The sequence below is a fragment of the Pantoea phytostimulans genome (genome assembly GCF_046118715.1).
GTDB classification, from domain to species: domain Bacteria; phylum Pseudomonadota; class Gammaproteobacteria; order Enterobacterales; family Enterobacteriaceae; genus Pantoea; species Pantoea phytostimulans.
Map to the genome: position 1 here is coordinate 3,420,773 of NZ_CP173698.1, position 23,389 is coordinate 3,444,161.

16 protein-coding genes are annotated in these 23,389 nt (G+C 53.0%); 12 read left to right on the forward strand and 4 right to left on the reverse strand.

Annotated elements, in window-relative coordinates; translation table 11 throughout:
- The first annotated feature begins 32 nt into the window (after nucleotides 1–32).
- From soxR to ACF2G4_RS16010, 4 genes are all read left to right on the forward strand, one after another.
- Nucleotides 33–518 (forward strand): redox-sensitive transcriptional activator SoxR, encoded by a 486-nt coding sequence (gene soxR, locus ACF2G4_RS15995; RefSeq protein WP_215847882.1) that lies wholly within the window; start codon nucleotides 33–35, stop codon nucleotides 516–518.
- A 40-nt stretch (nucleotides 519–558) separates the two neighbouring features.
- Nucleotides 559–1,224, forward strand: coding sequence for a glutathione S-transferase (locus ACF2G4_RS16000; protein ID WP_409075134.1), 666 nt, complete (start codon nucleotides 559–561; stop codon nucleotides 1,222–1,224).
- Between the two features lie 350 nt (nucleotides 1,225–1,574).
- Nucleotides 1,575–2,924 carry an NCS2 family permease gene (locus ACF2G4_RS16005; RefSeq protein ID WP_409075135.1) on the forward strand — a complete coding sequence of 450 codons (1,350 nt, stop codon included), beginning with the start codon at nucleotides 1,575–1,577 and terminating at the stop codon, nucleotides 2,922–2,924.
- A 150-nt stretch (nucleotides 2,925–3,074) separates the two neighbouring features.
- On the forward strand, nucleotides 3,075–4,724 hold the full coding sequence (locus tag ACF2G4_RS16010; RefSeq protein ID WP_243078782.1) for a Na+/H+ antiporter: 1,650 nt from the start codon (nucleotides 3,075–3,077) through the stop codon (nucleotides 4,722–4,724).
- 138 nt (nucleotides 4,725–4,862) lie between these two features.
- On the opposite strand, the gene ACF2G4_RS16015 is transcribed toward ACF2G4_RS16010, so the two are convergent.
- Nucleotides 4,863–5,765, reverse strand: a complete 903-nt coding sequence (locus ACF2G4_RS16015) for a LysR family transcriptional regulator (RefSeq protein WP_215847880.1) — start codon at nucleotides 5,763–5,765, stop codon at nucleotides 4,863–4,865.
- A gap of 105 nt (nucleotides 5,766–5,870) precedes the next feature.
- On the opposite strand from ACF2G4_RS16015, the gene ACF2G4_RS16020 reads away from it, so the two are divergent.
- The 4 genes from ACF2G4_RS16020 to ACF2G4_RS16035 all read left to right on the forward strand — a co-directional run bounded on the left by ACF2G4_RS16020 (nucleotide 5,871) and on the right by ACF2G4_RS16035 (nucleotide 8,034).
- Nucleotides 5,871–6,296, forward strand: a complete 426-nt coding sequence (locus tag ACF2G4_RS16020) for a CidA/LrgA family protein (protein WP_409075136.1) — start codon at nucleotides 5,871–5,873, stop codon at nucleotides 6,294–6,296.
- The gene (locus tag ACF2G4_RS16025; RefSeq protein WP_215847878.1) at nucleotides 6,289–6,984 is read left to right on the forward strand and encodes an LrgB family protein; all 696 of its coding nucleotides are present in this window, start codon (nucleotides 6,289–6,291) and stop codon (nucleotides 6,982–6,984) included. The genes ACF2G4_RS16020 and ACF2G4_RS16025 overlap by 8 nt, the downstream gene beginning before the upstream one ends.
- Before the next feature lie 90 nt (nucleotides 6,985–7,074).
- Nucleotides 7,075–7,347 (forward strand): hypothetical protein, encoded by a 273-nt coding sequence (locus ACF2G4_RS16030; RefSeq protein ID WP_409075137.1) that lies wholly within the window; start codon nucleotides 7,075–7,077, stop codon nucleotides 7,345–7,347.
- Nucleotides 7,348–7,488: 141 nt separating this feature from the next.
- Nucleotides 7,489–8,034 carry a YfaZ family outer membrane protein gene (locus ACF2G4_RS16035; protein ID WP_215847876.1) on the forward strand — a complete coding sequence of 182 codons (546 nt, stop codon included), beginning with the start codon at nucleotides 7,489–7,491 and terminating at the stop codon, nucleotides 8,032–8,034.
- Nucleotides 8,035–8,079: 45 nt separating this feature from the next.
- Here ACF2G4_RS16035 and actP read toward each other — a convergent pair whose 3' ends face one another.
- From actP to acs, 3 genes are all read right to left on the reverse strand, one after another.
- Nucleotides 8,080–9,735: a cation/acetate symporter ActP gene (gene actP / locus ACF2G4_RS16040; protein WP_409075138.1), complete on the reverse strand. Its 1,656-nt coding sequence runs from the start codon at nucleotides 9,733–9,735 to the stop codon at nucleotides 8,080–8,082.
- Nucleotides 9,732–10,061: a DUF485 domain-containing protein gene (locus ACF2G4_RS16045; protein WP_215848356.1), complete on the reverse strand. Its 330-nt coding sequence runs from the start codon at nucleotides 10,059–10,061 to the stop codon at nucleotides 9,732–9,734. Before ACF2G4_RS16045 ends, actP begins: the two co-directional genes overlap by 4 nt.
- Nucleotides 10,062–10,194: 133 nt before the next feature.
- Nucleotides 10,195–12,150: an acetate--CoA ligase gene (acs, locus tag ACF2G4_RS16050; protein WP_409075139.1), complete on the reverse strand. Its 1,956-nt coding sequence runs from the start codon at nucleotides 12,148–12,150 to the stop codon at nucleotides 10,195–10,197.
- 586 nt (nucleotides 12,151–12,736) lie between these two features.
- On the opposite strand from acs, the gene gltP reads away from it, so the two are divergent.
- The 4 genes from gltP (at nucleotide 12,737) to ACF2G4_RS16070 (ending at nucleotide 23,336) form a co-directional block, all read left to right on the forward strand.
- A complete protein-coding gene (gene gltP / locus ACF2G4_RS16055; protein ID WP_332626535.1) occupies nucleotides 12,737–14,038 on the forward strand; it encodes a glutamate/aspartate:proton symporter GltP in 1,302 nt (433 codons plus the stop codon).
- Between the two features lie 389 nt (nucleotides 14,039–14,427).
- Nucleotides 14,428–15,339: an N-acetylmuramic acid 6-phosphate etherase gene (gene murQ / locus ACF2G4_RS16060; RefSeq protein ID WP_409075140.1), complete on the forward strand. Its 912-nt coding sequence runs from the start codon at nucleotides 14,428–14,430 to the stop codon at nucleotides 15,337–15,339.
- Complete coding sequence (gene murP / locus ACF2G4_RS16065) at nucleotides 15,339–16,772, forward strand: PTS N-acetylmuramic acid transporter subunit IIBC (RefSeq protein ID WP_409075141.1); 1,434 nt, start codon at nucleotides 15,339–15,341, stop codon at nucleotides 16,770–16,772. Before murQ ends, murP begins: the two co-directional genes overlap by 1 nt.
- A 483-nt stretch (nucleotides 16,773–17,255) precedes the next feature.
- Nucleotides 17,256–23,336 carry an autotransporter outer membrane beta-barrel domain-containing protein gene (locus ACF2G4_RS16070; RefSeq protein WP_409075142.1) on the forward strand — a complete coding sequence of 2,027 codons (6,081 nt, stop codon included), beginning with the start codon at nucleotides 17,256–17,258 and terminating at the stop codon, nucleotides 23,334–23,336.
- The last annotated feature ends 53 nt before the right edge of the window (nucleotides 23,337–23,389 follow it).

Here is a 23,389-nt window from a genome sequence, read left to right on the forward strand (position 1 = left end):
ATTCCTCAAGTTAACTTGAGGTAAAGGTCCAAATGAAAAAAGATCGCAACTACCCAAAACCGGTTTTGACGCCGGGCGAAGTCGCACGACGCAGCGGCGTTGCTGTTTCTGCGCTGCATTTTTATGAAAACAAAGGGCTTATCTTCAGCACACGCAACGGCGGCAACCAGCGCCGTTATAGCCGAGACGTGCTGCGACGTGTGGCGATAATCAAGATTGCCCAGCGCATTGGTATTCCTCTGGCGACGGTGAGCGACAGTCTCGAACATATCCCTGCTAATAAACGTATGTCGACCCACGAATGGGATGCACTGACGCAACACTGGCGTGAGGAACTGGATAAACGTATCGAAACATTGACCCGCTTACGCAACGATCTGGATGGTTGCATCGGCTGCGGTTGTCTTTCGATGCGTGACTGCCCACTACGCAATCCAGGCGATCGGTTGGGAGAGCAAGGTTCGGGGGCGGTACTGCTTGATCCCGAGCAGGATGACAAACTGTCAGGGCGGGAGTGATGTCTATACTTGGCTGATAATCACCTAACAGGGAATCACGATGATCACCGTTCACCATCTTGAGCATTCGCGCTCGCATCGCGTGTTATGGCTGCTCGAAGAGCTGGAAATGCCTTATCAGATCAAACGCTATCAGCGCGAATCCACCATGCTTGCGCCTGAGGCGCTGAAAAAAATTCACCCTTTGGGTAAATCGCCAATCATTACTGACGAAAATCGCGTGGTTGCCGAATCGGGTGCCATCCTCGAATATCTCGAAAATAAATATGATGCCGAATATCGACTGAAACTCACTGATGAGGAAGAGGCGCTGCAATCTCGTTACTGGCTGCACTATGCCGAAGGTTCATTGATGCCATTGCTGGTAATGAAATTGATTTTTGCTCGACTCGGGCAAGCGCCGGTGCCTTGGCTATTGCGGCCGATTGGCGGCATGTTTGGTAAAGGCGTACAAAAAGCCTTTCTTGATAAACAGCTGAAGCCGCACATGCAAATGATTGAAAACCATCTCGTCGCGCATCCGTGGTTTGCAGGCAAGCGTTTCAGCATCGCGGATATTCAAATGAGTTTCCCGCTTTTGGCACTGAATCAGCGTGCCGGTTTGCAGCAGATGCCCGCGACGCAAAAGTGGCTGGAAACGGTGAAACAGCGCGCCGCCTGGCAACGCGCCATTCAGCAGGGCGGCGACATTAACCTGCAAGGCTGAATCCTTTTTTTGTTGCGTAATGCTTGCCGTTGCGCAACCTCTTATCCTCTTCATAAAATCCTGCAACTTCAAAGCGAAACGCGTGTTACGCAACAGAGCAAGTCTACGTCATACGCGATCCAGTGAAATCTTTATCCTGATTAATGACCATCAAGCAGTTGAAAATGTGCCAGCAAACGCCGGATAATCGTTTGCCTTTTTATTTGCCCATCTTTGAAGGGTCACTTATCTGCGGCAAGGTAAACGTTTGCCTTCTGTTTGACGCTGTTTGGCGCAAACAACTTACCCAGGGATTTCAGGGCGGCGGTCGCAGAGCGATCTACACAACAAAAACTCTTTGAGGCTCAATTATGTCAAACGAATCACGACCGGCCAGTGGAAAACTGGACGCCTGGTTCTCAATTTCTGTTCGTGGCAGCAGCGTTCGCCAGGAAATTCTGGCGGGGCTAACCACGTTTTTAGCCATGGTTTATTCGGTGATTGTCGTGCCAGGTATGCTGGGCAAAGCGGGCTTCTCGCCAACCGCTGTGTTCGTCGCGACCTGTCTGGTTGCCAGCTTTGGCTCCATCATTATGGGCTTGTGGGCTAACCTGCCGATGGCGATTGGCTGCGCCATTTCGTTAACCGCCTTTACCGCCTTTAGTCTGGTGCTGGGGCAGCAAATCAGCGTGCCGGTCGCGCTCGGTGCGGTATTCCTGATGGGCGTATTGTTTACGCTGATTTCCGTGACCGGTATCCGTTCATGGATTTTGCGCAATCTCCCGATGGGCGTTGCGCACGGTACCGGCGTCGGCATCGGGCTGTTTTTGCTGCTGATCGCGGCGGATGGCGTAGGTTTAGTGGTAAAAAACCCGGCTCCGGGTTTGCCGGTAGCGCTGGGTCATTTCAACTCTTTCCCGGTCATGATGTCACTGTTGGGATTGGGTGCGATTATTGGTCTTGAAAAGCGTAAGGTGCCGGGCGGCATTTTGCTGACCATTATTGCCATTTCGGTATTAGGGCTCATTTTCGATCCCGCGGTAAGTTATCAAGGTTTGTTTGCGCTGCCGAGCCTGGCTGATGCCAACGGTCAATCGCTGGTGTTTAGCCTCGATATCATGGGCGCCTTGCAGCCAGTCGTGTTACCTAGCGTGTTAGCGTTGGTGATGACAGCGGTATTTGATGCCACCGGCACCATCCGCGCAGTGGCTGGCCAGGCGAATCTGCTCGATAAAGACGGGCAGATCATCAACGGCGGTCGCGCTTTAACCACCGACTCGGTCAGCAGTCTGTTTGCTGGCTTAGTCGGCGCATCGCCAGCGGCGGTTTATATTGAGTCTGCGGCGGGCACGGCTGCAGGCGGTAAAACCGGTCTGACGGCAATTGTGGTAGGTTTGCTGTTCATGGTGATTCTGTTTATGTCGCCGCTGGCATACTTAGTCCCGGCGTATGCCACAGCGCCTGCGCTGATGTACGTTGGCCTGCTGATGCTGAGTAACGTCGCCAAAATCGACTTTACTGATTTTGTCGATGCGATGTCTGGCCTGCTGACGGCAGTCATTATTGTGCTGACCTGCAACATCGTCACCGGCATCATGCTCGGTTTTGCTGCGCTGGTAGTCGGACGCATTTTTGCTGGCGAATGGCGTAAATTGAATACAGGAACCGTGGTGATTGCGGTAGCCTTGGTGGCTTTTTACGCTGGTGGCTGGGCGATCTGACTGTAGAAGTGGGCGCGCAGGGGCGCGTCCGAGATTATTCTCTTTTTTTACCCCTTGTCGCACGTGTAGTAATCCCAGCAACCTTGGGTTTGTTTTACACTTTAGCGCTTACGACATTGCTTGAGAGACTTTAAGGCGCTTAAGGAAAGCATGGAAATCTTTTTTACTATTCTCATTATGACGCTGGTGGTCTCGCTTTCTGGCGTTGCTGCTCGCATTCTCCCTTTTCAAATACCGCTGCCATTAGTGCAGATCGCGGCCGGTGCGCTGCTTGCCTGGCCAACGTTTGGCCTGCATGTTGACTTCGATCCAGAACTGTTTTTAGTGCTGTTCATTCCGCCGCTGCTGTTTGCTGATGGATGGAAAACACCGATTAGCGAGTTCCTGCATCACGGTCGAGAAATTATTGGATTAGCGTTGGTGCTGGTTCTGATTACCGTGGTGGGAATTGGCTACCTGATTTACTGGCTGGTTCCCGGCATTCCACTGATTCCCGCCTTCGCGTTGGCGGCGGTGCTGTCACCAACCGATGCCGTTGCACTTTCAGGTATTGTCGGTGAAGGGCGTATCCCGAAAAAAATCATGTCGATTGTGCAGGGCGAAGCGTTGATGAACGACGCATCCGGTCTGGTGTCGCTCAAATTTGCTGTTGCCGTCGCCATGGGCACAATGGTCTTTACCTGGGGCGGTGCCAGCGTTGAGTTCCTCAAGGTTGCGGTAGGCGGTTTGGTTGCCGGTGTTGCAATCTGCTGGCTCTACGGAAAATCGCTGCGCCTGCTGAGCCGCTGGAGTGGTGATGATCCGGCTACACAAACGGTTCTGCTGCTGCTGCTGCCGTTCGCCTCTTACCTGATTGCTGAACATTTAGGTGTGTCTGGCATCCTGGCTGCGGTTGCTGCGGGTATGACCATTACGCGCTCTGGCATCATCCGTCAGGCTCCTTTGGCGATGCGCTTACGTGCTAACAGCGTCTGGCAGATGCTGGAATTCGTCTTTAACGGCATGGTATTCCTGATGCTTGGCCTGCAGTTGCCCGACATTCTGCAAACCTCCATCGACCAGGCTAACGCCGATCCTAATGTCGAGCTGTGGATGCTGTTTGCAGATATCGGGTTGGTCTATGTCTCGTTGATGGTGGTGCGCTTCGGCTGGTTATGGATCATGCAGCGCTTCAGTAAGCGCCTGTTGAAGAAAAAGCCGCTGGAGTTCTCCAACTACTCGTTTAAAGAGCTGCTGATTGCTTCATTCGCGGGTGTACGTGGTGCCATTACGCTGGCGGGTGTGTTATCTATTCCGCTGTTTCTCAGCAATGGCGACCCGTTCCCAGCCCGTTATGAACTGGTGTTTATCGCCACCGGTGTGATTCTGTTCTCGCTGCTGATTGGCGTGGTCATTCTGCCTATTCTGCTGCGTGGCTATGATGGTATCGATAAATCCAGTCATCGCCGTGAGTTGCAAAATGCCCGCGCGGTCATGGCCAGCGTGGCCATTGAGAGCCTACAGAAGATGGAGTCTCGTTTGGAAAATGAGACCACCGAGAACATCGATCCTGAACTGCTGAAAGAGGTCAGCTTGCGCGTGATTGGCAACTTGCGTCGTCGTGCAGAAGGTAAAAATGATATCGATCACGCGCTGTTCGCCGAGAATCTGGAGCGTCGATTCCGTCTGACAGCGCTGCGTGCTGAACGCGCCGAGGTCTATCATTTGCGTGCTACTCAACAGATTTCCAACGAAACCATGCAGAAACTGCTGCACGATCTCGATTTGCTGGAAGCGTTACTGATTGAGAAAGAAGAATAAGTTTTTTACGAGAATGAAATAACCCGCATCATTCATGCTGCAGGAAGGCGGCAAGCGTGTTTATCCTCGGAAGCTTACTCAGGTAAGTGACCGGGGAAAAAGTGAAGCCAACGCAACAGTAGCGTGAATGATGGCGGGTCACACTGAAAGACGTGGAGCGTCATCGGGCCAATGTTCATGACAGCAATCAATCCATGCTTGCGCACTGCGAGACAAATAGCTGCCCTCACGCCAAATCAGCCCTAAGCTCCACTTCAGTTCTGATTCCAGCGGCAGCCATAGCAGCGACTGCTTATCCAGCCTTTGGCAGATCGGCTCCGGCAAAATTGCTACTCCCATTTCGGCCTGTACCATTGCAGCCAGAAAATCCCATTGTCCGCTTCTCACTGCGATCGTTGGCGTAATGCCGAGACGTTGAAACGCCTGCATTAACTGGCGATTAAGCGAAAACTCTTCATTAAAAATCAGTAAAGGGTGTTCTGCCAATTCGGACAAACCAATATGGCTGCGATTGAGCCACTCGGCGCGGCGCGGCAGGAGCACGCAAAGGGGATGATGCATCAGCGGCAGCGTATTAAGAGGTAAATCTGCCTCCACGGGTAGCGCGGTAAGCGCGATATCTAAACTGCCCGCCAGCACGGCCTGCTGAACGGTTAAGCCACCGAACTCAGAAATTTTTAGTGCTACGCCAGGATAACGACGGCGAAAAGCGGAAATTGAACCGGCTATCTGCATACCCACCATGGGAGGAATGCCCAATCGTAGCTCACCGGTTTTCAACTGATTAATGTCGCCGATTTCCGCCTCTAGCTGATGAAACTCCTGCAAAATCGCTAGGCCACGCTGATAAACCGCCTGCCCACTGTCGGTGAGATGCAAGCGGCGACCATCGCGTAATATCAACGTACAGCCCAGCTCTTCCTCAAGTTGACGCAACATTTTGCTGATAGTTGGCTGCGTCACATACAGTTTCTGCGCGGCGCGCGTAAAACTTTGCTGGCGAACCACTTCGGTAAAGTAACGCAACGCGCGGACATCCATGAGCTATTCCTTTTTGGCATGATTTTAATAATATTAATTCATTTTTTTCACCTTCTGTCTGGGATTTATACTGAGCACCTTGAATTGACGGGGGAGAAGAAAAAAATGGCGTTAGCAATCAGTCCGCGAAGAATGGGCATGCTGCAACGACTTGGATTGCCACTGCAGCTGGTGCTCTATATCAGCGTGTTTGTAGGCTGCGATCGTCTGGTCAATTGGCTGCATTTGCCGTTGCCTGCCAATATCGTCGGCATGCTGCTGATGTTGGTTTTAATCGTGACACGCATCGTGCCGCTGGGTTGGGTGAAGGCGGGTTCAAACTGGCTGTTGGCGGAAATGCTGTTGTTCTTTATTCCTGCGGTGGTCGCGGTGGTGAACTACGGCGATTTGCTACGTGTTGAAGGCTGGCGCATTTTTCTGGTGATTGCTATCAGTACGCTGTTGGTCCTGGCCTCGACAGCCTTAGTAGTGGATCGCGTTTATCGCTATGAAGTGGCGCGCGCAGCGTGTAAGCAGGGCAATAATGCGTGATTTATTGCTCAGCCTGCTGTGTGTGGTCATTACCTTATTGATCTATTACCTCAATAAACATCTCTACCGCCGCTGGCGCACCTTGTTGTTAATGCCGCTGGTGATGACACCGCTGGTGCTGGTGGCCTTGCTGATGGTGACGCACATTAGCTGGCAAGATTACATTGCCGAAAGTCACTGGCTGCTGTGGTTGCTGGGGCCCGCCACGCTGGCGTTTGCCGTGCCGGTATATGAAAACATGGCGATCATCAAACGGCATTGGATGTCATTAAGTGCTGGCGTTTTCACCGCAACCCTGGTCGCGGTGTGCAGCTCAGTCTGGCTGGCGCGTCTGTTGACGCTGCCGGAATCTATTCAGCGCAGCCTGGCGGTGCGTTCTATCACCACGCCATTTGCTTTAGCCGCGGCTGGGCCCATTGGGGGTCAACCCGATTTAGTGGCGCTGTTTGTGGTGATCACCGGCGTTTTTGGCATGGCGGTAGGCGACGTTTTATTCTTGCGAATTGCCATCAAACAGGGCGTGGCAAAAGGTGCCGGTTTCGGTGCGGCTTCACATGGTGCTGGCACGGCTCGCGCCTATCAGTTAGGCCAGCAAGAAGGCGTGGTTTCCAGCCTGGTGATGATGCTTTCAGGTGTGCTAACCGTGATAGCCGCGCCGTTGATCGGCCATGTAATGTGGGCGATCTGAGTTAAGACTTTTTCAAGCCAGTGCTTATATTCCACCTCTTGTTCTTTCCTTAAAGTGCGTGCTGTTTTTAAACACACAAGGAAGAACACAATGATGAAATTTATAGTCGTCGCCGGCCTGCTTTTGGCAGCATGCGATGTGGATGCAGCCGAACTCAGTGTGAGCGGTGGCAATAGCTGGATAGGCGTGAATCTTGAAAGCGATCACACTGCGTACCCGTTTGAAGCCGCTATCCATTATTATGCGCTACCCTCATTAAGCCTCTCTGCGGGTTATCGCGCTCTTTCGACCGACGCCAATGTTGGGCAGCAAGATCGTCGCTTCATTGGTGGCGCGTTCATCGGCACTGCGTGGCGTTTCTGAGCAAAGGGCGGCAGCGAGTAATCCGCTGTCGCCAACCTAACGACATGTCTGTTTACGTAAAGCTTTCCAAATTTAGTTGTCTCCACATTTCAGGCTGTTAACCTTTGCGCCGAATTAATTGTCCTTTCATGGAGTGGAATCATGTTTAAGCAACTTGTTACTGGGAGCGCATTGGGCCTCGTTTTATTGAGCGGTGCGGCACAGGCAATCGAAGGCAGCGTTGATGTCGGCGAACACAACACCAACCTGAACGTAGGTCTGGGCACAACGTCACCAGGCCTGTTTTTAAAAGGTAACTGGCTGCGTAGCGATCACGATGGCAGCACTTACGGTGCAGGCTTGGGTTACAACGTAGATGTGGGCCCGCTGCGTTTAGCGCCGACCGCAAAGGCGATCTTCACCCATCCTGAAGATGGAAAAGACGGTTTTGCGCTGGCGCTGGGTGCGGGTGCAGCTTACAACTTCAACACCATGTGGGGCTTATATGGCGAATATTATTACGCGCCAGAAGGCTTCACCGATCACCTCGACAGCTATCAGGAAGCCGGGGGCGGCCTAAGCTTCACGCCAATTTCACTGTTGAATCTGCGTGTCGGCTATCAGTACATTGAGCTGAACAACAAAGGCGGACGTAAAGATAACGTGCTGGTCGACGGTCCCTATGTGGGCGCTTCACTGCGTTTCTGATCCTGCTGAAATGAGAAAGCGGCTACCTTGGGTAGCCGCTTTTTTTTAGTGCGCTTTACCTTGCTCAATCCCTGTGCCTGTTTGCGAACGAATGAACTGCGCCCGAAAGCGGCTGCGTTCTTCTGCACCCTGTGCGGAGTGATCGGTAATTGAGAACAACCATGTCCCGACAAAGGCGATCAGCATCGAAAACAGCGCCGGATATTCATACGGATAAATCGGTTTCGCGTGGCCCAAAACGGTGACCCAAACTGTTGGCCCAAGGATCATCAGCACCACTGCAGTAATCAAACCCAGCCAGCCACCGACCATCGCACCTCGTGTGGTCAGCTTAGACCAGTACATTGAAAGCAAAATAATCGGGAAATTACAGCTGGCGGCAATCGAGAATGCCAGGCCAACCATGAACGCGATGTTCTGATTCTCAAACAGAATCCCTAACCCAATCGCCACGACGCCAAGCACCAGCACGGTAATTTTTGACACCCGCAGTTCATCCCGCTCGCTCGCCTGGCCTTTACGGTACACGCTGGCGTAAAGATCGTGCGATACCGCAGAAGCGCCCGCCAGTGTCAGGCCCGCCACTACCGCTAAGATGGTCGCGAAAGCCACGGCAGAGATAAAACCAAGGAAAGTGCTGCCGCCAACGGCATTGGCAAGATGAACCGCCGCCATATTGGTGCCGCCAATCAGCGCGCCGCTGGCATCTTTGAAGGCAGGGTTTGCGCCGACCAGTAAAATGGCACCGAAGCCGATAATAAAGGTCAGGAAGTAGAAATAGCCCATGAAACCGGTGGCCCAAAACACGCTTTTACGTGCCTCTTTGGCGTCTGCCACGGTGAAGAAACGCATCAGGATATGCGGTAATCCAGCCGTACCAAACATCAGCCCAAGCCCCAGCGATAGCGCAGAAATAGGATCTTTGACCAACCCGCCAGGCTGCATGATCGCAATGCCTTTCGGGTGCACCGCCATCGCTTCGGTAAACAGCGCATTGAAGCTGAAACCCACCGTTTTCATCACCATTATGGCCATGAACGAGGCGCCAAACAGCAGCAGCACCGCTTTGATAATCTGTACCCACGTGGTGGCGAGCATGCCGCCAAACAGCACATACATCACCATCAAAATACCTACCAGCACCACGGCAACGTGGTAATCCAGTCCAAACAGCAGCTGAATCAGTTTGCCTGCACCCACCATCTGCGCAATCAAATAGAGCGCGACCACCACCAGCGATCCGCAGGCTGATAGGGTACGAATGGGTTTCTGTTTCAAACGATACGAGGCGACATCCGCAAAGGTATAGCGGCCTAAATTACGCAAACGCTCCGCAATCAGGAACAGGATCATCGGCCATCCCACCAGGAAACCGAGTGAATAAATCAACCCGTCATAACCAGAGGTATAAACCAGTGCAGAAATGCCCAAAAACGAGGCTGCAGACATAAAGTCACCCGCCATCGCCAGGCCGTTTTGGAAGCCGGTAATATTACCGCCCGCCGTGTAATAATCGCTGCGAGAGCGGGTACGTTTCGACGCCCAATATGTGATACCGAGCGTAAAGGCGACGAACACCACAAACATGATAATCGCCTGATAATTCGTCGACTGCTTTTGTACCGCGCCGGTAATAGCGTCAGCAGCCAGCGCAGAGAAGGGCAACAGCAGCGCCACTATCCACAGAGAGAAACGCGTCATGATTTTACCTCACTGAGGATCTGCTTAGTTAGACGATCAAATTCGCCATTGGCGCGCCAGACATAAATGCCGGTCAGCACGAACGACACCACAATCAAACCCACGCCAATCGGAATACCGCGTGTCACATTGGTGCCTTCATGAAGCGGTGTACCGAGCCAGGCGGGGGCGAAAGCGATCAGCAAGATAAAGCCGACGTAAAGCACCAGCATGATCAGCGAAAGCAGCGTAGCGAAAGCCTGGCGCTTGCGAACCAGCTCATGAAAGCGAGGATTACGTTCGATCTGTTGATAGATTGCATCCTGACTTGAAAGGGCGTCATTCATCACAGTTTCTCCAGAGGATTTGCAGGCGTGAACCTCACACAATCGTGCTAATAGGGCATATTGTTATGTGACTACAGAAACACACTACGTAGGGATGGAAGGGCAGGAAGCATGAGGCTTCCCGCCGGATAACTTACGGCATTTTGATGGACTGTTTTTCCTCGAGTAATTTTTCCACTACGCCCGGATCGGCCAGTGTTGAGGTATCCCCAAGATTGCTGGTATCGCCCGCCGCGATCTTACGCAGAATGCGACGCATGATTTTGCCGGAGCGGGTTTTTGGTAGAGAGTCAGTCCAGTGCAACACGTCTGGTGTAGCGATGGGGCCAATCTCTTTCCGCACCCAGTTTCGTACTTCGGTGTAGAGTTCTGGCGAGGGCTCTTCGCCGTGGTTCAGTGTAATATAGGCATAAATCGCCTGGCCTTTGATGCTGTGCGCAATGCCCACCACCGCGGCTTCGGCAATTTTAGGATGAGAAACCAGCGCCGATTCAATCTCCGCTGTCCCCAAACGGTGGCCCGAAACGTTGAGCACGTCGTCCACGCGGCCAGTGATCCAGTAATAGCCATCTTCATCACGTCGTGCGCCGTCACCGCTGAAATAGACGTTTTTAAAGGTCGAAAAGTAAGTTTGTTCGAAGCGCTCGTGATCGCCAAACAGCGTGCGCGCCTGGCCAGGCCACGAATCTGTAATCACCAAATTGCCTTCACTTGCGCCTTGCTGTGGATTGCCCTCGTTATCGACCAGCGCAGGCTGAACGCCGAAAAACGGCTTGGTCGCCGAACCGGCTTTCAGTTCGGTGGCGCCCGGCAGCGGAGTAATCATAAATCCGCCGGTTTCGGTCTGCCACCAGGTATCAACAATCGGACAGCGGCTGTCGCCAATTTTCTTGTAATACCATTCCCAGGCTTCGGGATTGATCGGTTCACCGACCGATCCCATGATACGCAGGCTGCTGCGATCGGTGCCTTCAATCGCTTTATCGCCTTCTGCCATCAGCGCACGGATCGCCGTCGGCGCGGTATAAAGCAGCGTGACTTTGTGCTTATCGACCACTTCCGCCATACGGCTTGGCGTTGGCCAGTTCGGTACGCCTTCAAACATCAGCGTGGTGGCACCACATGCCAGCGGGCCGTAGAGCAAATAGCTGTGACCGGTGATCCAGCCGACGTCAGCAGTACACCAGTAGACGTCGTCCAGATGGTAATCGAAGACAAATTTAAAGGTGGTAGCGGCATACACCAGATAACCGCCGGTGGTGTGCAGCACGCCTTTGGGTTTCCCGGTTGAACCGGAGGTATAAAGGATAAACAGCGGATCTTCGGCCTGCATCTCGGCGGCGGAATGGTTGTGACTGGCATCCTTCATCAGGTCGTGCCACCACACATCGCGGCCCTCTTGCCAATCAATCTCTTTACCGGTGCGTTGAAACACCACCACATTGTTGATGCTGGTCACATTGGGATTTTTCAGCGCATCATCAACGTTCTTTTTCAGTGGAATGCTGCGTCCGGCACGAATACCTTCATCGGCAGTGATGACCAGTTTGGCGTTTGAATCCACCACGCGACCCGCTACAGCCTCAGGAGAGAAGCCGCCAAAAATAACCGAATGTACCGCGCCAATACGCGCGCAGGCGAGCATCGCAACTGCGGCTTCCGGCACCATCGGCATGTAAATTGCCACCACATCGCCTTTTTGTACGCCAAGCAATTCCAGTACATTGGCAAAGCGACAAACGTCGGCATGAAGCTGACGAAAGGCGATGGTTTTACTCTCGCTGGCGTCGTCGCCTTCCCAAATAATCGCGGGATGATCGCCGCGCGTTTCTAAATGTCGATCAAGGCAATTTGCCGCCAGATTGAGCGTGCCATCTTCGTACCAGCGAATAGAAATATTGCCTGGCGCAAAGGAGGTATTTTTCACCTGGCTGTAGGGCTTGATCCAATCGAGGATTTTGCCTTGCTCGCCCCAAAAAGCGTCAGGATCGTCAACAGATTGCTGATACATCGTTTGATACTGTTCGGCTGTGATCAGCGCGTTTGCTGCAATATTTTCAGGAACAGGATGTTTATGTATTTGGCTCATGGCGGATCTCCTTGAAGATGTTAATGATATGTCAATCAAAGGTTAAGTGAAGCCCAGCCTGAAGCTTTGTTTCTTTTTTGCGCCATAGATCACGCGTTAATCTTTAAGCGACTGCTAACGCATTTCCCCTCTCTATTAAGCCTAAGTCCTTGCGCAAAATAGGGAATAAAGTTGCAAATGTTTGTGTCTTTCTCTGTTTAAAAATACAGCAAACGAACCCGACGCCTTTTTAGCCATTCCTGCATAGCTATGCGTAAATTCATCTAACTAATACTTTTCATAACAGCAGGTTAGGGTTTTAGTATGCAATCAGCACATTATGCTGCTTTGGTGGTGAAGATTTAAACGAAGTCGCCAAGGGTTGCATTTACCTCAGTGAAAATGGTACTTATCTCGCCCCTGTTCTACAGGTATCAACTCAGACCGCGTCTGAAAATGGGTATGGGAATCATCGCATTTCTGTGCGAGGCGCTGTCTACAAACACCCTCTAATTTACCGGGCTTTTTGCTCACTTCCCTGTGTGTATTGTCTTCTGCACCTTCGCAGTTAGAGAAAAACGGGTTTTGACTGAGGAAATTACGCGTTATGAAAGGTTTTAAAATCACCCTTGCCTGGCAGATTCTGATTGCGCTTGTGCTTGGCATCGTGGTTGGCACCGTGTTGCATAATCAGCCAGAAGATCGTGAATGGTTAATCACCAATATTCTCAGCCCGGCGGGCGATATCTTCATTCATCTGATCAAGATGATTGTGGTGCCCATTGTGATTTCATCGCTGGTGGTCGGCATTGCTGGCGTCGGTGATGCGAAAAAATTGGGACGCATTGGCGTCAAAACTATCCTCTATTTTGAAGTGATCACCACCCTTGCGATTGTGGTCGGTATCACGCTGGCTAACGTATTCCAGCCCGGCAGCGGCATTGATATGTCAACGTTGGTCACAGTAGATATTTCCAAATACGAAGCCACCACCGAAGCGGTGCAGAACGGCCCACACAGCCTGGTTGCCACTATTCTGTCGCTGATCCCTCAGAACATTTTTGCCTCGTTGGTGAAAGGCGACATGCTGCCTATCATCTTCTTCTCAGTGTTATTCGGCATGGGCTTATCTGCGCTGCCGTCAGAACAACGCGATCCGTTGGTGAATGTGTTCCGTGGTATCTCTGAAACCATGTTCAAAGTGACGCACATGATCATGCGTTATGCGCCGGTTGGCGTGTTTGCGTTGATCGCGGTCACTATTGCTAACTTCGGCTTTGCTTCACTCTGGCCGCTGGCAAAACTGGTGTTGCTGGTTTACGCCGCGATTCTGTTCTTTGCCTTTGTGGTGCTGGGGTCGGTTGCGCGTTTCTGCAAGCTGCGTATTACCACGCTGATGCGCATTCTGAAGGATGAGCTGATTCTTGCTTATTCGACGTCAAGCTCTGAAACCGTGCTGCCGCGTATCATGCAAAAGATGGAAGCCTACGGCGCGCCGAAAGCTATCACCAGCTTTGTTGTGCCTACCGGTTACTCATTTAACCTGGATGGTTCAACGCTTTATCAGAGTATTGCTGCCATCTTTATCGCCCAGCTTTACGGTATCGACCTGTCGCTGACCGACGAGATTATCCTGGTGCTGACGCTGATGGTGACCTCAAAAGGCATTGCGGGCGTACCGGGCGTGTCGTTTGTGGTGCTGCTGGCTACGCTGGGCAGTGTCGGTATCCCGCTGGAAGGTTTGGCCTTTATTGCGGGTGTTGACCGCATCATGGACATGGCACGTACCGCCTTGAACGTGATCGGTAATGCGCTGGCGGTGCTGGTTATCGCGCGCTGGGAAGACCAGTTCGATGCGAAACAGGCAGCAGAATATGAATTAAAGCTGCGGACACAGACCGCAATCTAATCACTGCTTTCTCTATGAAAGGGGCTCAACGGAAATTGAGCCCCTTTTTATTTGGATGTTTCCCGGTAAGAAACACGCGGGTAAGCTGTTTTTTACCGGGAAGCCTGATTACGAAATACCCCAAAGACGTTAAGGTGAGTCTTCGCTCGCTGGTCAGAAATTTAGGTGGGTCGCCTTCAGCGCTAAGTCGCCGCACGTTCACTTCGAAACTGCACAGTAAAAACCTTCCCCGTTACGGCGGGCCGATCTAAAGGTTGCCGCACCCCAGACTTCACCACCTTTTTTTACCCTTGCCACAGCATCAATAAAAAATTGATCTCACTCGATGAATTAATCATTCGTTATGATAAAACATTAAGCGAATAAATTATTCCTAAACGGAGCCTGTCATGAACCTCGATCTTAGCCAGATGATTACCGAAGGCCGTAATCCAGCCAGTCAAAATATTGATGAACTCTCTACTGAAGCGATGCTGCGTGTCATTAATGACGAAGACAAAAAAGTCGCGCTGGCGGTTGAAGCGATTGTGCCGCAAATTGCCGAGGTGGTTGATGCAATTTGCGCGGCGTTTAAGGCGGGCGGGCGCTTGATCTATTGTGGCGCGGGCACCTCTGGACGTTTAGGCATATTGGATGCCAGCGAATGTCCCCCTACCTTCGGCACGCCGCGCAGCCAGGTTATGGGGTTAATTGCGGGTGGGCACACTGCAATTTTACAGGCGGTTGAAAACGCAGAAGATAATCGTGAGCAGGGCGCACAGGATTTAGTCGATATCAACTTCAGCCGTGACGATGTCTTAGTCGGCATCGCCGCCAGCGGGCGCACGCCTTACGTGATCGGCGCGCTTGACTATGCCAACGGTTTGGGCGCGACCACCGCTGCGCTCACCTGTAATCCCAACAGCGCAATGGCGCAGATTGCCCGCATCGCCTTAACGCCGGTGGTGGGGCCGGAAGTGGTCACGGGATCGTCACGAATGAAAGCAGGTACAGCGCAAAAGTTAGTGCTGAATATGCTCACCACGGGCGCGATGATCCGCAGCGGCAAAGTGTATGGCAACTTGATGGTCGATGTTGAAGCGACTAACCAGAAGCTGGTACAGCGTCAGGTCAATATCGTGATGCAGGCGACCGATTGCGATGAAGCCACCGCCAGCGCAGCGCTGAAGGCGTGTGCGGGCCATTGTAAAACCGCCATTGTGATGGTGTTGGGTGGATTAAACGCTGATGAGGCAAAGTCCTTGCTCGCTAAACATCAGGGCTTTATTCGCCAGGCGCTGTATGACGCAGGAGCACGCTGATGGCGAAAATCACCGATGCGCTGTTACGTGACATCTTGCAGGCCGTGGGCGGTGCAGAAAACGTCGTGGTGTGCGGCAACTGCATGACGCGTCTGCGTTTGACACTCAACCATGCCGAACTGGTCGACATCGGTAAATTAAAAACGCTGCCGGGCGTGCTGGGTGTGATTGACAGCGATGCGCAGCTGCAGATTGTCCTGGGTCCGGGGAAAGCGCAGACCGCGGCTGAAATGATGCAAGCACTGTTGATAAACAGTGACGCTGGATCCGATCTAAAAGCCGTGGCAGCGCAGCATAAACAGCAATACAAGACGAAACAAACCAGCGGGTTGCACCAGTTTTTATCACGTTTCGCCACTATCTTTACGCCGTTGATTCCAGGGTTTATCGGTGCAGGCTTATTATTGGGTTTCGCCACGCTGATTGAGCAAAGCTTTCATCTTACCGCGCCTGGCGATCATGCCCCTGGGTTGCTGCATACCGTGGCGTACATGAAAGTGTTCGGCAAAGGGCTGTTTACTTTTCTTAGCATCCTGATTGGGTACAACGCGCAGAAGGCTTTCGGCGGCACGGGCGTCAATGGTGCGATTATCGCCTCGCTGTTTATTCTGGGTTATCACCCTGACGCCAAGGTGGGTTATTTCAGTGGAATGGAAACATTCTATGGGCTGAGCATTGATCCCCGCGGCAATATTATTGGCGTTTTACTGGCGACAATATTCGGTGCGTGGGTTGAAAAACAGTTGCGAAAAATCATTCCCGATAATCTGGATATGATTCTCACATCACTTTTCACCTTGATCATTACCGGCGCCATCACCTATCTGTTAATTATGCCGATCGGGGGTGAATTATTTAAAGGGATGTCGTGGTTATTCATCCATTTAAATAACAATCCGTTCGGTTGTGCGCTGCTCGCTGGGCTATTTTTGATTGCGGTAATGTTCGGTATTCATCAGGGCTTTATTCCGGTCTATTTTGCCCTGATGGAAACGCAAGGCTTCAATTCGCTGTTCCCTATATTAGCGATGGCGGGCGCAGGCCAGGTTGGCGCTTCGCTGGCACTCTGGTGTAAAGCGGAAAAGGGCGCACTGCTGCGGGCTCAAATCAAAGGGGCAATTGTGCCGGGTCTGTTAGGTGTTGGCGAACCGCTAATTTATGGGGTAACTCTGCCACGTTTGAAACCCTTTATCACCGCATGTGGAGGCGGAGCATTGGGCGGTTTTTTCATTGGTTTGGTGGCATGGCTGGGCTTACCGGTGGGGATGAACACGGTATTTGGGCCTTCAGGTTTAGTCACTTTGCCGTTAATGACCTCCAGTCAGGGTATTTTTGCGGGCATGGCGGTGTATTTGGTGGGTTTAATCGTGGCCTGGATCGGCGGATTTTTACTGACCTGGTGGTTTGGCACACGTGATGTTGATCTCAGCTAACCGGGCCAAGTCATGCTGTAACCCAGACGGCGGAAAGTGATCCAAGTCCCACTTACGCCGTCTGGTTAAAATAAATTTACCAGGAAGCGCAGCGGCAAATCAGGGTCAATCGTAAGTAAGCTGTAAAAAAAACATTAAGGTATTATAAGCGCTAAAGTTTAATGTCAATATAAAGAGAGGGGTTATAGGCTGTTTTGATTCAACACTTTTTTTCTGGTTACTTCACAACTAATCTCTGAATATTCTGCCGCTACGCTTTTGTAATACGTAGCAATTACGTCTATATATCAATTCATAATATTTTCAGCCTTGAATGCTTCATTTTGTCCAGTAATGCGCGGCTGCATGAAATAATAAATTGTAACTGATACCGAGTTTTTTCCAGCAATCTGGGAAGCGTTAATTCCTGCAATTTTATCATGTTCACCCTTTTTAAACCTTGCCTGGCAAGGTGATTCCTGCACGCCTTTTTTGGAGATAAAAATGAGGTTGAAATTAAACCCGATTGCTTTAGGGATGATGGCAGCACAACTGCTGTTTACGCCAGTTGTGTCTGTTCAGGCGGCTACGCTGGGCGCTTATACGCCGCAGGTAAATGATAATCAGGTTGGCAAGCTGGTGGTGAACAGCGGCACAGAAACGCTGAGCGGCAATCAAGCTTTCACGGCGGGAACAGACGGTGCCGTTACTACCACGCTAGGGCAGGTTGTCATCACACAGGGATCGCAATATCTCAATCAAGATCGTCTTGATCCCGGCCCGCAAAATTTCGCGATTACGATCCCCGATGCGGCCACCGGTTCAAATACGACTTTTCAGGTCTATAACCCTGCCAGCCTAACGGCTTTAGCGCCAGTTACCGGCACCACCCCTGTTCCCGACGTACAAAATGTCCTGGGCGAGCAATATATCAATGCACGCATCGCGGATGTGACTGGCGGTACGCTGAACGTGAATATCGGCCAGGCGAATGCTGCCAGCAGCGCTGGCACGAATAGCTGGTCGATGGCAGCTAAACAGACACAACTGTTTGATGTGGGTGCCAACAGCACGGTGAACTGGAACAGTAATAACCGCATCAGCTTTTTTGGTAGCGCCGCCACGCCGAATGGCGCGAGTGCGACCAGCAGCTATCAGGTACAGAATTTAGCCACATACAACGGCGCATTCAGTGTTACCACTCTGAATGGCAGCAGCGCCAGCTTCACCGTCACCAATGCCAGCCAATTGCAGGTCTACAACAACTGGCTGATTGACCAGCTGAAAGCGGGCAACCTTGATAAAACACGCTATCAGGCTGAATTCAACAAGGCGGTGACATTCACTAACGCCAATATCGTTTACAACGTCAGCGCCACGCCACCGGATGAAGTTACGCAGAGTATTGGGCAACGCATTGTGATCAATGCTGATGGGGCTAACGCGCGAGTAAATCTGGCGGCAGGAAAAACGCTGGAAGTGGTGGGCGCAACAGGTGGAGCAATAAGAGCGGCCAACGGCGCAGAAGCGGTGATCGATGGCAAACTCGCCAGCCGGGGAGCCGTGACTAACAACGGTACGGCGCTGGTGTTAACCGATAACAGCAAAGGCACCAATAATGGTGTTATTAACGGCGGTTTTCTCAATCGGCAAGATGGCACCGGTATTGGCTCGACCGGTTATGGCGCAAACGGGGTAGCGGTGCAGAGCGGCAGCACTTTTGATAACAATGGAATACTTAATCTGGCGACCACCGGCAGCAATTCTCAATATGGCGTAGCGGGCATCACGCTGGCAGATAACGCCACGGCCAATAACAGCGGCAATATTAATGTTGGCGTTAACGGTTCCAGCGCGCGCGGTACCACGTCTGGCGTGTTACTGACCGATCCCAGCGCCACGTTTACCAATACCGCTAGCGGTAATATCTATATTGGTCGTGGGCCACAAAACAGCACCGGTGAAGCGGTGGCCGACACCGCAATGAACCAGAGCGGCCTGACCAGCGGTATCGCGCTGGTGGCGAACGGCACCGCGATTAACGCAGGCAATATCACTCTCGGTTCACGGGTACAGAACGGCGCGGGCATGTCTGCAACCAATGCCAACAACGCCACCTTGATGAATACCGGCACGATTAACGTGAACGGCGCAGCAGCAACGGTTCCGCGTGAAAACATCGGCATAGCGGCTATCAACAGCAGTGGCAATATTGTTAACGATGGCACCATCAACCTGAATGGTGTTAACGGCACCGGCCTGAAAGTGTTGGCAACCAACGGCAACACCGCCAGCGCCAGCTCTACCGGAACCATTAACGTGGCGGGCGGCGCCGATCCTGCCAGCGGAACACGCAATTACGGCGTATGGGTAGAAGGGCAAGGCACTGGCACGGCGCAGTCAACCGTTGATGGCCCGATCAACCTCAGCGGCATTGGCGCAATTGGGGTGCATGCCCGCGGCAACGCCACGGTACAAGTTGCGCAGCAAGCGGTGCCGACTTTCTCCAACGGCAGCAATCAAATTGCCTTTTTTGCTTACGGACCCAACGCACGCATCAACGTGGCGGGCAATAATCCGTTTGATGTCACCACGCAAAACTCCACGCTGTTCCGCGTTGAGCAGGGCGCCGATTTCGACGGCAGCAATCTGTTGCTTACCGCATCAGGCGCAGGTTCAACCGCTGTGATGGGCAGTGGAACCGGCGGCACCCGCGTGAATACCCAAAATGCGGTGATCAACGTCAGCGGCACCGGCGCGAACGGCGTCACCATTGAAGGCGGTGCACTGGGCACAATAGATGCCGCTACCCGAATGAATCTGACAGGCAGCAATGCGATTGGCGCGATTGTTGATGGGCAAAAACACACACTCGCGGGCAGCAACAGTGGATCACCAGTCGCCAGCACCAGCCTGAATTCAGCGGCAACCCTGAACGCTTCACAAAATGGCCTAACCGGCTATCTGGCCCGTAACCGCGCACAGTTAACCAACACGGGGGATATCAACTTCAGCGGGGCAAACTCGACCGGCATCCGCGTTGAAAGCGGCGCAACCGGCACCAACAGCGGCAATATCGCTATCAATGATGGCGGCACGGGCATCGCGGTGAACAGCAGCGGCACCACCACGACCGCCAATAACAGCGGCGTGATTAACGTCAACGGTGGCAGCACCCGCAGCCGTACTCGAGGCGTGAGTGCCAGTGGCAGCGCTGCAGTGGCTAATCTCAATAGCGGCGCGGTAAACCTCAACGGCGTTGGCGCGATAGGCGCAGAAGCAGTAAGTGGTGCGCGGGTTAACGTCTCATCAGCCTCCACGCCGGTGTTTAACAACAGCGAGCAAATTGCCTATCACGCAGCCGGCTCAGGTTCTCTCATCAACAGCGCCGCAACCGTGCTTGACGTCAATAGCAGCGGCTCAACCGGTTATCGTATTGATGATGGTGCGACGCTGGCACTGAGCAACGGCAGCGCATTAACCAGCAGCGCCGCCAACAGCACCGGCGTGATCGTTTCTGGCAGCGACAGCACACTGAACAGCGGCAGCAGCCAGTTCAACGCCAGCGGTAATGGCAGCACCGCAATACGCGCGGAAGGCGGTGCACAGGCCACGCTCGACGCGGGCAGCGCCATCACGCTAAGCGGCGACAGCAGCGTCGGCGTACTGGTTAACAATCTGCGTACCGATCTCAGCAACACGTTAAACGGCGATTCCGCACCGACGCTCATCACGACCAACGGTTCAGTTAACGGCACAGGCAGCAATGCGGTAGGTATCGACGTCACCAACGGCGCAGAGCTGGTTAACAACGGCAACGTTGATCTTACCGGCAGCAGCAATATCGGCATTCGTTCGCGCAGCGGCAGCACCATCAGCAATAACGGTGTGGTCAATGTGGCAAACGGAACCGGGCTGGATGTCAGCGGATCGGGATCGACGCTGGCGAAAGGGGGAGTGATCACTGTCGCCAACGGTGTGGCGGGGGTACGCATTAGTGATGGCGCACAGCTGGCTTTAACCGGCAGCGACACGGCGATTACCACGAATGGCAATGCGCACGGCATTTTGCTGGACAGCGGCGCGTCTTCACTCAGCGCCAGCGACGCCACCATCAATGTTAACGGCTCCGGCAACGGCATCGAAAACCGTGCGGAGCTGGGTAACGTGAGTCTGAGTAATCTCACCGTGAACGTAGGTGATGGCAACGGCATACGAACCGCCGTGCCGTTCGATCCCGCTTCAACCGTGACCACCAACGTCAACGGCAGCGGGACCGGTTTAAATATCGTCAATGCCGACGGCTCAACCACGCAGGGCGATCTCACGTTGGGTTCGGGTTACGTCTTTAACGTCAACGGCGCGGGCGGCACTGGGATTCGCGCCAATACCACGGGCAGAGTGATGACCGCAGCCAACGTTAATATCAATGATACCGCCGGCGGCTCAGCTCTGGTTTCCAGCACCGCAGGCAGTATCCTGAACACCGGCACTTTTACATCAAATAGCCTGACTTCACCGGTGGTTGATTTGCGCGGTGGACAAACTCTGTTTGAAAACCTTGGCACGATCATTACCGCCAACCCTTCTACCGTCGCGGTGGCGGGCAGCAACGCCAACGATGAGATCCTGTTGACCGAAGGCGGCGTAATCGGCGACATCAATCCTGGCGGCGGCAGCGATACGTTCCGCTGGACCGGCGGTACGCTCAACGGCAGCCTGACGATGGGCGGCGATAACAACAATCTGGCTGAAGTCAGCGGTGTTGATCTCAGCACGACTTACCATCTCACCAGCGGAAACGGCACCGGCAATACGCTGACCTTTAATAATATCGCTGCACGAGGCGGCTCATTCAGCGCCGACGATCTCAGCAAAGGGGTAAACCTTGGCAGCAGCTGGAGCACCCTAAACTTCTATGGCTCGCAATGGACTCTGACCGATAACCTGCAACTGGCGCACAGCACCATCAACATCGGTAGCGATTCCATACTGTATGCAGGCAACAATGTGCATCCGACACTGGCGGGCGGCAGTGATAACTCGCTGGTGGTGAATAACGCAGGCGTTATCGATTTAACCAACGGCGGCGGTTCACCGGGAAATACGTTGGATATCGAGGGTTCTCTGGCCTCCAACGGCGGACAGCTCAATCTGCTCACCCGTCTCAACCAAGGCGGGGCGCTGAGCAATCAGTTCACTGACCATCTCAATGTTGAGGGGAACGCCAGCGGCACCACGCTAATGGATGTACAGCTCGATGCGGCAAGCACCGGTATGCTGACCGATCTCAACCGTAACGGCGGCATTGATGCCGGTGAAGGGATTTCATTGGCGCAGGTCGCAGGCAATGCCAGCGGCAACAGCCTGGCGCTGGCGGGCGGGTACATTGCGGCAGGGCCGTGGCAATATCGTCTCTACAGCTTTGCACCAGGCAGCAGCGATCCGAATCAGCGCCTGGTCAGTGGAACGGGCAATAATTACTGGGATTATCGTCTGGCAAATTACTACGTCTGCGAGGGAGAAAGCAGCTGTTCAACATTAGTGACCACGCCGTTTGATACCACAACTAACCAAAATATCAGCAGTAGCCGAGCGGAATCACGCCCAGCGGTCGTGCCGCAGGTGCCATCCTATATCTCCGCACCCGTTGGATTGGCTTATTACACCGCCGCGATTATTGACGATCTGCATAAGCGTTTGGGTGAACTACGCCACGAGCAAACGCGCTCAGAAGGTGATGGCGGCGAGATGTTTTTGCGCTACATCGGTTCTAACCTGAAATACAAAAGTGACCAGCGTTTCCGCGATTACGGCTACGATTTTGACCTCGATTACAGCGCGGTTCAGGTGGGCGGTAATCTGCTGCGCCTTGATGGTGAAAAAGATAGCCTGCGCGGCGGCTTAGCCTACACGCGCGGTAACACGCGTATTCGGCCTGACGCTGCAGACGGTTACAGCAGCACCAGTTTTGACAGCGACAGCCTGGCCTTTTACGGCACCTGGCAGCGCCAAAATGGGTTCTATCTTGATGGCGTGTTGTCGTTTGATCGCCATCGCGGTGAAACCGATGTCGCAAGTAAGAAAGATGTGGCGACGTTAAAAGCGAATGGCTGGACCGCGTCATTAGAGAGCGGTTATCCCTTTGAGCTGGCACACGATATCGAGTTAGAGCCGCAGGCACAGCTGATGTACATGAAGCTCAACATGAGTGATTTTGTTGACGCAGATGGCAACAAGGTGCGTTACGACAATGATAACCAGATTCTGGGTCGTCTCGGTGCACGCCTGGATCGCACCTGGACGGACGAGAGTCATCGCCAATACACACCTTATCTGCGCGCGAACTACTACAAAGGCTGGGGCGGCACGGTAAAAAGCACGGTTTCAGCCGTCGATAATCCCTCATTCAGCGGGAGTTTCGATAGCGGCCACGTCGGGCAAATGTGGGAGTTAGGCGCAGGCGGAACCGCAACAGTGAAAAAAGATCTGTCGTTGTATGCAGAAGCGGATTACCGCAAAGAGATTGATAGCAACGGCGCCAAAGGGTGGCGGTATAACGTTGGCGTGCGCTGGCAATTCTAATCTACCCTTCATTCTTCGCGTTGCAGATGCGTTGGCTACGCAGTTTCACACCC

What these genes read in the sequence shown, in the direction of transcription:
- soxR (WP_215847882.1), top strand. Translation starts at nt 33, where the DNA reads ATGAAAAAAGATCGCAACTACCCAAAACCGGTTTTGACGCCGGGCGAA.
- ACF2G4_RS16000 (WP_409075134.1), top strand. Translation starts at nt 559, where the DNA reads ATGATCACCGTTCACCATCTTGAGCATTCGCGCTCGCATCGCGTGTTA.
- ACF2G4_RS16005 (WP_409075135.1), top strand. Translation starts at nt 1,575, where the DNA reads ATGTCAAACGAATCACGACCGGCCAGTGGAAAACTGGACGCCTGGTTC.
- ACF2G4_RS16010 (WP_243078782.1), top strand. Translation starts at nt 3,075, where the DNA reads ATGGAAATCTTTTTTACTATTCTCATTATGACGCTGGTGGTCTCGCTT.
- ACF2G4_RS16015 (WP_215847880.1), bottom strand. Translation starts at nt 5,765, where the DNA reads ATGGATGTCCGCGCGTTGCGTTACTTTACCGAAGTGGTTCGCCAGCAA.
- ACF2G4_RS16020 (WP_409075136.1), top strand. Translation starts at nt 5,871, where the DNA reads ATGGCGTTAGCAATCAGTCCGCGAAGAATGGGCATGCTGCAACGACTT.
- ACF2G4_RS16025 (WP_215847878.1), top strand. Translation starts at nt 6,289, where the DNA reads ATGCGTGATTTATTGCTCAGCCTGCTGTGTGTGGTCATTACCTTATTG.
- ACF2G4_RS16030 (WP_409075137.1), top strand. Translation starts at nt 7,075, where the DNA reads ATGATGAAATTTATAGTCGTCGCCGGCCTGCTTTTGGCAGCATGCGAT.
- ACF2G4_RS16035 (WP_215847876.1), top strand. Translation starts at nt 7,489, where the DNA reads ATGTTTAAGCAACTTGTTACTGGGAGCGCATTGGGCCTCGTTTTATTG.
- actP (WP_409075138.1), bottom strand. Translation starts at nt 9,735, where the DNA reads ATGACGCGTTTCTCTCTGTGGATAGTGGCGCTGCTGTTGCCCTTCTCT.
- ACF2G4_RS16045 (WP_215848356.1), bottom strand. Translation starts at nt 10,061, where the DNA reads ATGAATGACGCCCTTTCAAGTCAGGATGCAATCTATCAACAGATCGAA.
- acs (WP_409075139.1), bottom strand. Translation starts at nt 12,150, where the DNA reads ATGAGCCAAATACATAAACATCCTGTTCCTGAAAATATTGCAGCAAAC.
- gltP (WP_332626535.1), top strand. Translation starts at nt 12,737, where the DNA reads ATGAAAGGTTTTAAAATCACCCTTGCCTGGCAGATTCTGATTGCGCTT.
- murQ (WP_409075140.1), top strand. Translation starts at nt 14,428, where the DNA reads ATGAACCTCGATCTTAGCCAGATGATTACCGAAGGCCGTAATCCAGCC.
- murP (WP_409075141.1), top strand. Translation starts at nt 15,339, where the DNA reads ATGGCGAAAATCACCGATGCGCTGTTACGTGACATCTTGCAGGCCGTG.
- ACF2G4_RS16070 (WP_409075142.1), top strand. Translation starts at nt 17,256, where the DNA reads ATGAGGTTGAAATTAAACCCGATTGCTTTAGGGATGATGGCAGCACAA.